Source organism: Pelagibacterium xiamenense, from assembly GCF_021166475.1.
Lineage (GTDB): Bacteria > Pseudomonadota > Alphaproteobacteria > Rhizobiales > Devosiaceae > Pelagibacterium > Pelagibacterium xiamenense.
Genome location: NZ_JAJOYS010000001.1, coordinates 743,185 through 756,196, shown reverse-complemented (window position 1 = coordinate 756,196; position 13,012 = coordinate 743,185). Strand labels below are relative to the sequence as shown.

General features: G+C 62.8%; 13 protein-coding genes. 3 read left to right on the top strand and 10 right to left on the bottom strand.

Translation table 11 applies throughout. The annotated features are described in order from the left end of the window. From LSG43_RS03725 to LSG43_RS03710, 4 genes are all read right to left on the bottom strand, one after another. Positions 1–1,404: an efflux RND transporter periplasmic adaptor subunit gene (locus LSG43_RS03725; protein ID WP_231801397.1), complete on the bottom strand. Its 1,404-nt coding sequence runs from the start codon at positions 1,402–1,404 to the stop codon at positions 1–3. A gap of 172 nt (positions 1,405–1,576) precedes the next feature. Beyond that, positions 1,577–2,563 (bottom strand): Hsp33 family molecular chaperone, encoded by a 987-nt coding sequence (locus LSG43_RS03720; protein ID WP_231801395.1) that lies wholly within the window; start codon positions 2,561–2,563, stop codon positions 1,577–1,579. A 63-nt stretch (positions 2,564–2,626) separates the two neighbouring features. After that, positions 2,627–3,553 carry an ornithine carbamoyltransferase gene (argF, locus tag LSG43_RS03715; RefSeq protein ID WP_231801394.1) on the bottom strand — a complete coding sequence of 309 codons (927 nt, stop codon included), beginning with the start codon at positions 3,551–3,553 and terminating at the stop codon, positions 2,627–2,629. Positions 3,554–3,592: 39 nt separating this feature from the next. Continuing rightward, positions 3,593–4,783 (bottom strand): aspartate aminotransferase family protein, encoded by a 1,191-nt coding sequence (locus tag LSG43_RS03710; RefSeq protein ID WP_231801393.1) that lies wholly within the window; start codon positions 4,781–4,783, stop codon positions 3,593–3,595. Positions 4,784–5,297: 514 nt separating this feature from the next. Here LSG43_RS03710 and LSG43_RS03705 point away from each other — a divergent pair. The 3 genes from LSG43_RS03705 to LSG43_RS03695 all read left to right on the top strand — a co-directional run bounded on the left by LSG43_RS03705 (position 5,298) and on the right by LSG43_RS03695 (position 6,747). Continuing rightward, on the top strand, positions 5,298–5,855 hold the full coding sequence (locus tag LSG43_RS03705) for a GcrA family cell cycle regulator (RefSeq protein WP_231801392.1): 558 nt from the start codon (positions 5,298–5,300) through the stop codon (positions 5,853–5,855). 95 nt (positions 5,856–5,950) lie between these two features. Then, positions 5,951–6,343 (top strand): fluoride efflux transporter FluC, encoded by a 393-nt coding sequence (locus LSG43_RS03700; protein WP_231801391.1) that lies wholly within the window; start codon positions 5,951–5,953, stop codon positions 6,341–6,343. Further along, positions 6,340–6,747, top strand: coding sequence for a fluoride efflux transporter FluC (locus LSG43_RS03695; RefSeq protein ID WP_231801390.1), 408 nt, complete (start codon positions 6,340–6,342; stop codon positions 6,745–6,747). The genes LSG43_RS03700 and LSG43_RS03695 overlap by 4 nt, the downstream gene beginning before the upstream one ends. Here the strand turns inward: LSG43_RS03695 and LSG43_RS03690 are convergent. The 6 genes from LSG43_RS03690 to pstC form a co-directional block, all read right to left on the bottom strand. Beyond that, on the bottom strand, positions 6,728–7,234 hold the full coding sequence (locus LSG43_RS03690; protein WP_231801389.1) for an SRPBCC family protein: 507 nt from the start codon (positions 7,232–7,234) through the stop codon (positions 6,728–6,730). The two genes, LSG43_RS03695 and LSG43_RS03690, sit on opposite strands and share 20 nt — an antisense overlap. Positions 7,235–7,903: 669 nt before the next feature. After that, positions 7,904–8,602 carry a phosphate regulon transcriptional regulator PhoB gene (gene phoB / locus LSG43_RS03685; RefSeq protein WP_231801388.1) on the bottom strand — a complete coding sequence of 233 codons (699 nt, stop codon included), beginning with the start codon at positions 8,600–8,602 and terminating at the stop codon, positions 7,904–7,906. 65 nt (positions 8,603–8,667) lie between these two features. After that, a complete protein-coding gene (phoU, locus tag LSG43_RS03680) occupies positions 8,668–9,372 on the bottom strand; it encodes a phosphate signaling complex protein PhoU (RefSeq protein WP_231801387.1) in 705 nt (234 codons plus the stop codon). A 13-nt stretch (positions 9,373–9,385) separates the two neighbouring features. Beyond that, positions 9,386–10,213 carry a phosphate ABC transporter ATP-binding protein PstB gene (pstB, locus tag LSG43_RS03675; protein ID WP_369412457.1) on the bottom strand — a complete coding sequence of 276 codons (828 nt, stop codon included), beginning with the start codon at positions 10,211–10,213 and terminating at the stop codon, positions 9,386–9,388. A 38-nt stretch (positions 10,214–10,251) separates the two neighbouring features. Next, complete coding sequence (gene pstA / locus LSG43_RS03670; RefSeq protein ID WP_231801383.1) at positions 10,252–11,619, bottom strand: phosphate ABC transporter permease PstA; 1,368 nt, start codon at positions 11,617–11,619, stop codon at positions 10,252–10,254. A 2-nt stretch (positions 11,620–11,621) separates the two neighbouring features. Further along, entirely contained in the window at positions 11,622–12,998 is a 1,377-nt protein-coding gene (gene pstC, locus LSG43_RS03665; protein ID WP_231801381.1) for a phosphate ABC transporter permease subunit PstC, read from the bottom strand. Between the last annotated feature and the right edge of the window lie 14 nt (positions 12,999–13,012).

The following is a 13,012-nucleotide window of genomic DNA, read 5'->3' as shown; positions in this document are numbered from 1 at the left end:
TTAGCCCCCCGGCCCGCGCACGACAGCACCGCCGCCGGGACCGTCTCCAGACCCGCCAGCCGACTGCTCGTCTTCCTCGCCCTCGACAACGACGGCAACGCCTTCACCGGCCTGGGACAGCCGGGTCGTGATGATGCGCTCGCCCTCGGGGATATCGGCGGCGACGATCAATTCGGCATTGTCGCGCTCGAGAATTGTAACGTCGATGGCGGCCATTCGGCCGTCGCGGATGACATAAAGGTGGTCGTCGTCATAGACGGCGGTTTCGGGGATGCGCAGCGCATTTTCGTGGGCAACGCCTTCGATCTCCACGGAGACGAAGGTACCTGGGCGTAGTTGCGCCGCGGCGTCGGTATCGAGGTGCGCATAGAGCGTTACCCCGCCCGTTGCCGCGTCGACCTCCGGGGCAGAACGGCTGATGGTGCCGGGGACGGTGACCGATGCGGTTTCGAGGTTCCAGGTGACAGAGAGCGGGCGGCCCGCGAGACCCGCGCCGGCGAGCGTGCCATATTCCCTGTCGGAAACGGTAAAGCTCACCTCGAGCGCACTCGTATCGTAAAGTGTGCCAAGCACCTCGTTGGCGCTGATATAGCCGCTTTCCGTTGCCGCGGCGCTTGTGACAATTCCGGTAAATGGGGCGGTGACTTCGGTATTGGCCCGGTCGCGCCGGGCCGTTTCGACGTTGTATTGCGCTTGTGCGACGGCCGCCTGCTGGCGCGTTATTCCCGCTTCGAGCGTAAAGAGGTCCGTCTGGCTCTGGTTTACCGCCTGCTGGCGTTCGGAGACCGTCAATTCGGCGGTATCGACGCTCTGCTGGGTCGCCGCGCCGCTTTCGAGAAGACGGCGTGCGTTCGCAAGATCGTTCTGCGCGGCGGCGAGAGATGCCTGCGCGACCTCCAGATTGCTCTGTTCGAGCGCATAAGCCTGCCGGGCCTCGGCGAGCGCCAATTCGGCATCCGCCTGCGCCGCCTCGGCCTCGATGACGGCGCCGTCATAGGCATAGGGATCGACGCGCACGAGAAGCTGTCCTTCGTCGACCTCACGCCCGGCGGCAAAGTCCGGCGAGACTTCGACGACCTGGCCTTCGACCTGTGCCCGCAGATCGATCGTGCGTGCCGCAGTGACAACGCCATAAGTCAGAACGCTGGCGCTATAGGTGCCGTAGACGGGCTCCACGGCACTCACCGTGAACGTGCGTTCGATATTGCGCCGCATGGGCGCCTCGGGCCGACTTGAAACCATCTGATAGACCGCATAGCCAGCGGCACCGACGATCGCGATCGCGATCGCGATACGCACCAGCGCGCTCACAAGCCCGAAGCGGCGTTTCGGACGCGCCTGAATACGCAGCCCATCGTGACGGTCGGGCGGAGGGTCCAGTTCGAGTGTGTTTGTCTTGTCCAACGGACCGTTCCTTGCCAGCCACCGGGCGGATCTCGGGAGGCACCATCGCGCGAGAACACAGGTTCGCGGCGCGAAGCACGGCTAAAACTAGCCGCGCTCGCGCATCCGCTCAAATGAACTTTTGGCAAGACTTGGAAAGGTTTGCGCAGCCAGCCGACGGTGGCCGACCCGGTCAGAACTGGTTCGGATTGAAACTGTAGTGGGTCGAGCAGAACTCGCACACCACTTCGATTTCTCCCTCCACAACCATGTCGTCGCGTTCTTCGGGCGTGAAGTCGTTGATCATCTGCTCGACGCGCTCGGCAGAGCAGGTGCAGCGCTCCACGAGGATCTGCGGCTCGAACACGCGCACGCCCGTCTCGTGGTAGAGGCGGAACAGTATCCGCTCGGAAGAGAGCTCGGGATCGGCGAGTTCGGCGTCCGAAAGCGTGTCCAGGAGTGCCTTGGCCTCGGTCCAGCGGTCATCCTCGACGAAGTCGCGGTCCGCTGTCTCGTCGTTCTCGAAATCGCCGTCGCCGGGCAGGTCCGGCATCGTACGGCCGCCATGCTCGGGCAAATGCTGGAGCAGCACGCCACCGGCGCGCCAACTCGGGCGCGGCTGGCCGCGTTCGGAGTATTCGGCAACGGCGAGCCTCACCCGTGTCGGGATCTGCTCGGATTGCTGGAAGTAGGTATGCGCCACCTCCTCGAGCCCCTCGCCCTCAAGCGCCACAATGCCCTGATAGCGGTCCATGTGGACGCCCTGATCGACAGTCAGGGCGAGGATACCCTTGCCAAGAAGGTCTTCGGGCTTGGTGGTGCCCTCGGCAATCAGCGCATCGAGCTGGTCCTGGTCGAACCGGGCATAGGCCCGCAGGCCATCCGGCGTATCGTAGTCGACGACGAGCAGGTTCACCGGGCCGTCGGTGCGCGACTGCAGGATGAACCGGCCCTCGAATTTGAGCGAGGTGCCGATCAGCGCGGTCAGTGTAATTGCCTCGCCCAGAAGCCGTGCGACCGGCTCGGGATAGCCGTGACGGTTAATGATGGTGTCGAGGGCATCGCCGAGCCTTACCACACGCCCGCGGCTGTCGAGGGTTTCAAGCGTGAACGGCACGACGACATCGTCACCGCTTTCGGGCCTATCGAGCCCGAACTGTTCGAGGGAAGTCTCGCTCATGGCGGTTCCTTAATCTGTCGCGCTTTCGAACCGGAAAAGTGGGGGCCACTTTTCCTGAAAGCGCTAAAGCGTTTCGATCCCGAAGGCCCAGCACAGTATGGCCTTCTGAACGTGAAGCCTGTTTTCGGCTTCGTCAAAGACAACCGACTGCGGCCCGTCGATCACCTCGTCGGTGACCTCGTCGCCCCTGTGGGCAGGCAGACAATGCATGAAGAGCGCGTCGGATTTGGCGTTGGCAAACAATCTGGTGTTGACCTGGAAGGGTTTCAAGATCCGGCGACGCTCGCCCTCGTCGGTGTCGCCCATCGAAACCCAGGTGTCCGTTATCACGAGGTCGGCGTGCGAAATCGCCTCCACCGGATCGGTTCCCAGCGTCACGGATGCGCCGACTTCCGCGATATCGGACAGGAGCCCCTGGTCGGGCCAGTACTCCTTGGGGCAGGCGATCGCGAGCGTCGCGCCGAACTTCGCCGTCGCGTGGACCCAGGACGCCAGCACGTTGTTGCTGTCACCGATCCAGGCGACCTTCTTGCCCTTGAGCGAGCCGTTATGTTCCTCGTAGGTCATGATATCGGCCATGACCTGGCAGGGGTGGGAGCGGCGCGTCAGGCCATTGATGACCGGAACCGAGGACGCGCCCGCCAGATCCGTCAGATCGTCGTGCGAGAGGATGCGGATCATGATCGCATCGACGTAGCGGCTCATGACCCGCGCCGTGTCCTCGATCGTCTCCTCGCGGGCGAGTTGCATTTCCTGGCCGGTGAGCATCAGCGTTTCGCCGCCGAGCTGGCGCATGCCGACATCGAAGGACACGCGCGTGCGCGTCGACTGGCGCTCGAAGATCATCGCGAGAACCTTGTTCTCCAAGAGCGCCGGACGCTCGCCCTCCTTGAGTTTTGCTTTGAGTTCATGGGCGAAATCGAGGATGCCCCGCAGCGTTTCGGCTGGCATGTCCTTGAGATCGAGAAAATGTCTTGGCTGTCCGGTCATTGCGACAGGGTCCTGGCAAATTAAGAGGAGATGAAAAGCCTATTGCGCCGCGTTGGCCGTTTCGGCGTCGAGTTCCTCGAAGGCGTTGGCGATCTTTTCCATCGCTTCTTCGATATGCTCTTTTTCGACGATGAGCGGCGGCAGAAGGCGCAGCACGTTCTCGCCGGCGGCCACGGCAAGCAGCTTGTGGTTGCGCAGCCGTGCGACGAAATCGCGGACCGGCGGGGTAATCCTGACCCCCGCGATCAGACCCTTGCCGCGCACCTCGGTGACGTATTGCGGGTATTTCTGCGCCAGTTGCTGGAGATGCCAGGCGAGAACCTTGCCCATCTCCTCAACGTGCTCGATAAAGCCGGGGCTCTGGATACGGTCGAGCACGGCATTGCCCACCGCGCAGGCGAGCGGATTGCCGCCATAAGTCGAGCCGTGCGTGCCGGGCACCATGCATTTGGCGACCTCTTCGGTCGCAAGGCAGGCACCAAGAGGAAATCCGCCACCGATCGCCTTGGCGACGGTCATGATGTCGGGGGTTACACCGGCCCACTCATGGGCAAAGAACTTGCCTGTCCGGCCATAGCCGCACTGGATCTCGTCGAAAATCAGCAACATGCCGTGCTTGTCGCAGAGCGCCCGAAGCCCCTTCAGATACGCATCGGGCATCGCGGTCACGCCGCCCTCGCCCTGCACCGGTTCGATGAGGATCGCGCAGGTCTTGTCGTCGATGAGCGCTTCGACCGCGGCGAGATCGCCGGGCGCGGTATGCTTGAAACCGGGCACGACCGGGCCGAAACCCTCGGTATAGCCGGGGTTGCCGCCAGCCGCGATGGTCGCCATCGTCCGGCCGTGGAACGAACCGGTAAAGGCGATGATCTCGTAGCGGTCCTTTTCACCATTGTCGTAGAAATAGCGCCGGGCGGTCTTGATAGCGCATTCGACGGCCTCGGCGCCCGAATTGGTGAAAAAGACAGCATCGGCGAAGGTCGATGCAACCAGCCGTTCGGCGAGCTTTTCCTGCTCGGGAATGCGGAAAATATTGGAGACATGCCAGACCTTGTCGGCCTGTGCCTTCAATGCCGCAACGACATGAGCGTCCCCGTGCCCGAGCGCATTGACGGCAATTCCCGAGTTGAAATCGAGGTAGCCGGTCCCGTCGCCCGTGAACAATCGCACGCCCTCGCCCCGCTCGAAAGCGAGTTCGGACCGGGCATACGTGCCATAGAGCGCAGACATGGGACGAGGACCTTTTCTATTTGTCTCGGAAACGCGGGAGAGGCCGTGCGGGCCCAAATGAAAAACGCGCACCTTTATCTGGCGCCGCCCCGTCGCACTATCACGGAACCGCCCAGCGTTCAGGTACGCCGTTATCGCCCTGCTTATGCTGCCCGGAGGGTGAAAAGTCAATGTGGGGCCCCGGATTTCGGCGTTTGGGGCAGCACGGCCACCGGCTCGACTCATCGGTGCCACATTCGCAGTTTAGCACGTCCCGGTCGCGCGCTGTGGACCGCGTGCAACAGCGAAGGGCTTCTCGGCGACGGCAGTGCGTTTTGTGGTGGGATAACCCGGGGGAAACTCGGTTCTCTCACTTGAAACCGATTCCGCCGCCTGTGTAGGATGAAGTCATTGGGTACACGACATCTCGTGTGGCGGACCCCATCATCATACGACACGTAGTGCTTTTACTGCCAGTGGCGATTGGCGGTGCGGGAACGGACTCTATAAAAGTTAATTGCGGTGGAGCTAGACCATGACCTGGACGGATGAGCGCGTTGCGCTGCTCAAGAAGCTCTGGATGGAAGGGCTGAGTGCGAGCCAGATCGCTGCTGAATTGAGCAATGGCGTGACGCGGAACGCGGTGATTGGCAAGGTGCACCGGCTTAAGCTGTCGGCGCGGGCCAAGCCGACCAATGTCGCCCCGCGCGCCAAGGCACCGCGCGCGAGCACCCCGCGACGGCCCGGTTCGGGCGGATCAGGTGGCAGCAGCCGAAGCGGCGGATCGGGCACCAGCTATGCGGCCAGCCAGCGCCGCACGACCTCCGCGCCTGTGATGGGCGCGACCGCGCTCAAGATCGAAGAGACCCTCGAAGTCGAGGTCGAGGTTCAAAACAAGGTCGCCGAACTGGTCATCCCGCCCGAAGAGCGCATCTCGCTGCTCGAGCTGTCGGAAAAGACCTGCAAGTGGCCGATCGGCGATCCGATGAACTCCGACTTCCATTTCTGCGGACGCGAATCCGACGAGGGCAAACCCTACTGCGATTTCCATTCGCGGCGCGCCTATCATCAGATCGACCGCAAGAAGCGCTGATCGTTCCTCCCGACGAACCTGACCCCGGCCACCGCCGGGGTTTTTCTTTTCAAGACAATCGACTAGCTTACGGCGAACCCAGCCTGGCTACTGCTATGATCACCCTGCTCCCCTCTTTGCTGCTCGTTGCGTTCGGAGGGGCGGCGGGCGGAGTGCTGCGTTACTGGGTAGCGCGCCTGACGACAGACTGGCTCGGACACGCAAGCTGGGGTTTTCTTGTCGTCAATGCCACCGGAACTGTCGCCATCGGCCTCATCGCCGGGTTGACGCTCGCCCCCGACACGCTGGCGACCGGCGGACAGGCGCACTGGACGCTGCTGGCGACCGGGGCTCTGGGCAGCTATACGACCGTTTCATCGTTCTCGCTGCAGGTGCTCGAACTGTCCGGTTCGGGCAAGTATGCCCACGCGCTCGGATATATCGCGGCATCATTCGCCGCCTGTATCTCGGGGGCTGCTCTTGGCCTTTGGCTCGGGTGGGCGTTGTGAGGACCGCGGCACGGTTTTCACTGGCCATAGCCGCCGGGAGCGCTATCGGGGCGGTGTGCAGGGCGCTCATCTCGCTAGCCGTCCCCGTCCCGTTCGGTGCCGGATTGCCCTGGGCAACGCTCATCGTCAACGGGCTGGGCTCGCTCCTTATCGGCTTCATCGCTGTTATCGGCGCGCCTTCGGGACGCTGGCCGCTCCATTCGACCGGGCGGCACTTTTGGATGACCGGGTTTTGCGGCGGGTTCACGACGTTTTCCGTCTTCAGCCTCGAAACCGTTGCCTTGGCGCGTGCCGGAGCTGTCGGCATGGCGCTCGGCTATGTCGTGCTTTCACTTGGGGCGTGGCTTGGCACGGTATGGCTTGGCGCCCAGGCAGGCGCGCTGGTCAATCGGCGCGGGCGTTGAGCCTTGCAATACGCAGCGCAGGACTATCGCGACCCTCAATGAGGTCGCGCAGCAGCGGCAAGGTCGTGCGCCAGTAGAACTCAACGTGTTTCCAACCGGATTCGGGACCGATTTCAAACCCCTTGCCTCGGCGCGGCGGAGAAGGCGGGACGGAGTGCGCGACCTTGAGTGTCGTTGCGGCCAGCTGCGGGACCAGTTGCAGCGTCACGACCGAATAGTTCTCCGGGCTGTCGGGTAAGCCAGAAACACGCGGCCAAAACGTATAAACGAGCCTCACTGGCTCCTCTACAGCCAGCACGGTCCCCTTGTCCCGGTAGCGTTTGGGCCCGATCTGCGCCGATATTGCAATCGGAGAACCCGCTTGCCAATCGGTGTCATAGTCCGCATTGCGCCAGACAAGGCCCCGCTCCCGGTCAATCAGCGCGTCCCATACCGCTTGAGGAGAAGCGGCGATGTCTATCGCTTGAGTCACAGTCGTATGAGCCATAGATGGGCTCCCTGCCCGCAGGAGATTTCCGGTTCGATGGAATCGGAACAGGCGCTCAGGCTATCGCGTTGCACCGCAAACGTCGATTATGTGCCGACACCCTCGGCCATATCCTCGGTACCGCCTTGATTGACCAGGCCCACTTCCGTCTGGCGCAAGACGGAAATGCGGGGATTTCAGCAACAATCCCAGCACCTTGCCGCAAACTTATCCCCGCCCCCAAAACCCCTGCCATACTTCTCCTCACGGCCGCACCAAGGGCGAGGATGCATACGAGCTTCCGGTGAGGGCAGGATTGGAGAGACGGGATGCGTGGGGTTGAGCCGAGACCTCATTTGATCCCGCGGCGCTCCGGGATTGTCCGCCAGGCCGGTTCGGGTCCGATGGAGGTCGCTCCAGCGGAGGCCCAAAGGGTGCTCACTCGCGCCAAGGCGACACGTCCCCCGATGCGTCGGGCCAGGATCAGCGCGCCATACCCTCGAAAGAGGGAGGGGATCGTCCCCGGCGGGGTATCCATAAGCCGAAAATCCCGGATGTATGCGGCGAGGCGTGCCTCCCACATCTATATCTACTCAGTATGAGGCCACGTCTCGCCGCATACCGCCCTACCCTAAAGACCGAGGCTTCACGGCCGTCGGACGATTGAGCACGCTCGAAACGCGCCTGGCGTTAGGGCGTGACGAACTTCTCATCGAACGCATATCCCGCGCCGCGCACCGTCCGGATCGGGTCCTTGGCCCGGCCCCGATTGATCGCCTTGCGCAGACGGCCGACATGGACGTCCACCGTGCGTTCGTCGACATAGACGTCCGTGCCCCAGACGCCGTCGAGCAGTTGCTCGCGTGAATAGACGCGGCCGGGATTGCCCATCAGGTATTCGAGCAACCGGTATTCGGTCGGCCCCAGATGCACTTCCTTGCCCGAACGGCGCACGCGGTGCGTGGTGCGGTCGAGTTCGATGTCCCCCGCCTTTAGGATCGCCGCGATCAATTGCGGGTTGGAACGGCGCAGGAGCGCATTGATGCGCGCCATCAGTTCCGGCAGCGAGAAGGGCTTGACCACATAGTCGTCCGCCCCGGTCGCCAGGCCGCGCACGCGCTCTTCTTCCTCGCCGCGCGCGGTGAGCATGATGATCGGCACGCGCGCGGTTTCCTCGCGGGCGCGCAGGCGGCGGCAGATCTCGATACCCGATGTCCCCGGCAGCATCCAGTCGAGCAGGATCAGATCCGGGCGGTTCTCGGCGATGCGCAGCATCGCTTCGTCGGAATCTTCAGCCGTCGAAACTGCAAAATTCTCGGCTTCGAGATTGTAACGCAGCAGTTCGACGAGATCGGTCTCGTCCTCGACGACCAATACGTGTGGCACCATGGTTATTCCATCCGTGGGTGCGTTTTCGAACCGGAAAAGCGGTATTCACTTTTCCCGAAAACGCTCTAACTCTTGATCTGCTCGCGTTTGAGGTCCTCGATATCCGCCGTCAACGTTTTGCCGGTGGCCAGGAAATAGGCCTGCTCGGCAATATTGGTGGCGTGATCGCCGACACGTTCCAGGTTCTTGCCGCAGAACAGAAGATTGGTGCACATGGTGATGTTGCGCGGGTCTTCCATCATGTACGTGAGGAGTTCGCGGAACAGCGAGACGTAGAGCGCGTCCACCTCGGTGTCGCGTTCAACGACCTCGATGGCCATGTCCTTGTCCTTGGACGCAAAGGCATCGAGCGCGAGCTTGACCTGACGCAGCGCCAGTTCGGACATGTGGCGCATGCCGTTCTTGAACTGGGTCGAGGCGGCGAGCCCGTCGATTTCAGTCGAGCGGCGGGCCGTCGACTTGGCCATGTCGCCGATGCGCTCGAGATCGTTCGCCACGTGGATCGAGGCAATGACGAGCCGCAAGTCCGAGGCCATGGGCTGACGGCGTGCGATGATCGACACGGCCATCTCGTCGATCTCCTGCTGCATCGCGTCGACCTTCTTGTCGGCGGCGACGGTCGCGAGCGCGACTTCCTTGTCGTTGCGGACAAGGGCTTCGGCGGCGTTGGCGATGGCCTTTTCGACAAGGCCGCCCATCTCGGAGATCGAGCGGGCCAGTTCGGTCAGTTCGTCCTCGTAGGACGCGACGATATGTTCGTTGGTCGGCATGTTGGTTCCCCTGCTAACCGATACGGCCGGTAATATAGTCCTGGGTCTTCTTGTCCCTGGGATTGGTGAAGATCCCTTCGGTCGGCCCTTCTTCGATGAGCTTGCCCAGGTGGAAGAACGCGGTCTTTTGCGAGACGCGAGCGGCCTGCTGCATCGAGTGAGTGACGATGACGATCGTATAATTCTCGCGCAGCTCGTCGATCAGTTCCTCGATGACCGCGGTGGCGATCGGGTCGAGCGCCGAGCAAGGCTCGTCCATCAGGATGACTTCGGGACCAACCGCAATGGCGCGCGCGATGCACAGGCGCTGCTGCTGACCGCCGGAAAGCCCAGTGCCCGGCGAATGCAGGCGATCCTTGACCTCGTTGAAGAGCCCGGCTTTCTGCAAGGACGAGACGACGATCTCTTCAAGATCGGTCTTGTTGCGCACGAGCCCGTGGATCTTGGGACCGTAGGCGATGTTCTCGAAGATCGACTTGGGGAACGGGTTGGGTTTCTGGAACACCATGCCGATCCGTGCGCGCAGTTCGACAACGTCGAGGCTCGGATCGTAGAGGTTCTCGCCATCGAGGGTAACACTGCCGGCCACGCGGCACCCCTCGATCGTGTCGTTCATGCGGTTGATGCAGCGCAGGAAGGTGGACTTGCCGCAACCCGAGGGGCCGATAAAGGCGCTGACGGCCTTTTCGGGAATGTCGATCGAAACGTCGAACAGCGCCTGCTTTTCACCGTAGAAAACCGAAACGCCGTTCGCCTTGAGACGTGCGGGGTGCCCGGTATCGTCGGGGGTACGCACGGTTTGATAGCCGGTCTCACCGACCGCTGCGTTGCTTTGGTCCATCGGAGGCGTGGCGCTCCTGTCCATAGTGGTTTCGACTGTCATTTTTGGCGCTCCAATCGTGTGCGCAAGAAGATGGCGATGGCATTCAAGAGGATCATCAGGCCCAGAAGGACCATAATCGCAGCCGAGGTCCGTGCCTCGAAGAAATTGCGGTTTTCGTTGCCTTGCCAGAGATAGATCTGCACCGGCAGCGCCGTGGACTGGTCGAATGGCGTCGCGGGGATCGAGGCAACGAAGGCGTTCATGCCGATCAGAAGCAGCGGGGCGGTTTCGCCCAGCGCCTGCGCGACGCCGATGATGGTCGCGGTGAGGATGCCCGGAAAGGTGAGCGGCAACACGTGATGGAACACCATCTGCGTGCGCGAGGCCCCGAGCCCGAGCGCGGCCTGACGCAGCGAAGGCGAGACCTGACGCAGCGCGGAGCGGGTCGCGATGATGATGGTGGGCAGCGTCATCAGCGTGAGCACGAGGCCGCCGACGATGGGTGCGGAGATCGGCAGGCGGAAATAGTTGATAAACACCGCCGCGCCCAGCAGGCCGAATACGATCGAGGGCACGGCCGCGAGGTTGTTGATGTTGACCTCGATAAGGTCCGTCGCCCGGTTCTGCGGCGCGAACTCCTCGAGATAGACCGCGCTTGCGACCCCGATCGGCACTGCGAGCAGGATCACCACCACCATCATGTAGAGCGAGCCGACAAAGGCACCGGCGAGACCGGCCGCTGCCGGCGCGGTGCGCGAGTCGGTATTGGTGAAGATGTGCCAGGCGAAATCCATGCCGATGACGCCGTTGGCGCGGAACCTGTCGGCGAGTTCGCGGGTGGGGGCGGACAGCTGCTGCCGGTCGTCCGGCAGGCTGCGGTCGATGGTGCCTTTGAGCCAGTTGTCGGTATTTGCCGAGGCCAGCAGGCTTACGGGAACGGTTTGGCCCAATAGGCTTGGATCGTTCTCGAACATCGAGCGCAGGGTCAGTCCCGCATTGTTATCCACCAGTTGCCGGATGTCGCCTGCATCGATCTCGAAACCGGGCGCCTTTTCGCGCACGGCGCCTTCGATCAACCCGTTCCAGTTGACCAGCGCGAGCCCGCGCCGCCAATCGAGCATCGCCGCCTGGAACTCGGCGTTCGACATACCCTGTTCCCGCTGCGGCGCCGGCCCGACGGTGACGACATCCTCGGAGAAGGTCACGTCAAGATGCAAGGTCGCCTGGAAAAAGGCCGGCGTGCCCTTGGAAAACACCTGATAGAACAGCGTGCCGACCAGAGCGAGCGCAAGGAGAATCGCCCCGATCCCAAGTCCGCGGAAGATCGCTTCGGAACGATGGCGCCTCGCAAGGCCTGAGCGGATCGCGGAAATACGCGCCTGTGTCGCCGCGTCGCCGGTGAGTGTCTGGGTTGCGTCCGTCATGGCTAGTCGTACTGCTCCCGGAAGCGGCGCACGATGTAGAGTGCGACAACGTTGAGGATAAGGGTCAGAACAAAGAGCGTCAGCCCCAGCGCAAAGGCCACGAGCGACTGAGGCCCGGCAAAGTCGCTGTCGCCGGTCAGCTGGTTCACGATGGTCACGGTAACCGTGGATGTCGGCTCGAAAGGATTGAACCGCAGGATCGGGCTGTTACCTGCCGCCAGAACCACGATCATCGTTTCGCCGATAGCGCGCGAAACCGCGAGCAGGAACGCGCCGACAATGCCTGGCAGGGCAGCGGGCAGGATGACCCGGCGGATCGTTTCGGACTTCGTGGCACCCAGGCCGAAAGAGCCATCCCGAAGCGACGTCGGCACCTGGCGCAGAATGTCGTCCGAAAGCGAGGAGATGAAGGGGATGATCATGATCCCCATCACGAGGCCTGCCGTCGCCGCGCTGGTCGCGCGGATATCAAGCCCGACAGCATCGCCCAGACCCGAAAGGAACGGTCCAACCGTGACTAGCGCGAAGAAGCCGTAGACGATGGTCGGAATGCCCGCGAGAATTTCGATGATCGGCTTGACCGCATTGCGCAAGCGGGGGTGGGCATATTGCGAGAGATAGATCGCGGCCATAAGTCCGACCGGGACAGCGACGAGCATGGCGATCGTCGCAACCATGATCGTGCCCCAGAGCAACGGGATGAGGCCATAATCGCCTTCACCGCCGGTGCCCGTTGTGGAAAAGCGCGGGTTCCAGACCGTCCCGAAGAAGAAGTCCAGCGGATTGATGAAGGTGAAGAACCGGATCGCTTCGACAAGCAGCGAGGCGACAATGCCCAGAGTGGTGAGAATGGCAACCGCCGAGCACAATAGCAGGCCGAGCGTTACGACGCGCTCGACCTGGTTACGGGCGCGCAGGCCCGGCACGATCCGGCTGCGTGCATAAAGCAGCGCCAGGATGCCGATGCCGGCAGCCGCAATGATGACGACGAGGAAGCTGTAGAGCTGGAACTGGGCCAATGCGTCGGCCGCGGCCGCCTCGTAGGGCTGTGGCTCGCCGATGATGCCATAGCCGGACGCGATGGCCTTGATGCGATTGACCGAATTGACGAGTTGGCCCGGCTCGAGTGTCGCGGCGATGTCGGCCGGAATTTGCGACCGGATGAAGCCGTCGGTCACACCCGGACCGAAAAGGGCCCAGAGGCCGACGATCAGGATGGCGGGCGCCAGAACCCATATGGCGACGCGAGCGCCGTGATAGGCAGGACGGGAATGCAGGCGCTGCCCCGTGCCGGCGATGGCCCGGCTTTTCGACCAGCCCATCTGATAGGAAAGACCGAGCAGGACAAGGAGCACCGCTGCGACGATGAACGCATTCATTCCGTTTGCCTTCC

Coding starts and splice junctions, on each gene's coding strand:
- argF (WP_231801394.1), bottom strand. CDS start 3,553: ATGACCGGACAGCCAAGACATTTTCTCGATCTCAAGGACATGCCAGCC.
- phoB (WP_231801388.1), bottom strand. CDS start 8,602: ATGGTGCCACACGTATTGGTCGTCGAGGACGAGACCGATCTCGTCGAA.
- LSG43_RS03700 (WP_231801391.1), top strand. CDS start 5,951: ATGATCACCCTGCTCCCCTCTTTGCTGCTCGTTGCGTTCGGAGGGGCG.
- LSG43_RS03690 (WP_231801389.1), bottom strand. CDS start 7,234: ATGGCTCATACGACTGTGACTCAAGCGATAGACATCGCCGCTTCTCCT.
- pstA (WP_231801383.1), bottom strand. CDS start 11,619: ATGACGGACGCAACCCAGACACTCACCGGCGACGCGGCGACACAGGCG.
- pstB (WP_369412457.1), bottom strand. CDS start 10,213: ATGGACCAAAGCAACGCAGCGGTCGGTGAGACCGGCTATCAAACCGTG.
- pstC (WP_231801381.1), bottom strand. CDS start 12,998: ATGAATGCGTTCATCGTCGCAGCGGTGCTCCTTGTCCTGCTCGGTCTT.
- LSG43_RS03710 (WP_231801393.1), bottom strand. CDS start 4,783: ATGTCTGCGCTCTATGGCACGTATGCCCGGTCCGAACTCGCTTTCGAG.
- LSG43_RS03720 (WP_231801395.1), bottom strand. CDS start 2,563: ATGAGCGAGACTTCCCTCGAACAGTTCGGGCTCGATAGGCCCGAAAGC.
- phoU (WP_231801387.1), bottom strand. CDS start 9,372: ATGCCGACCAACGAACATATCGTCGCGTCCTACGAGGACGAACTGACC.
- LSG43_RS03705 (WP_231801392.1), top strand. CDS start 5,298: ATGACCTGGACGGATGAGCGCGTTGCGCTGCTCAAGAAGCTCTGGATG.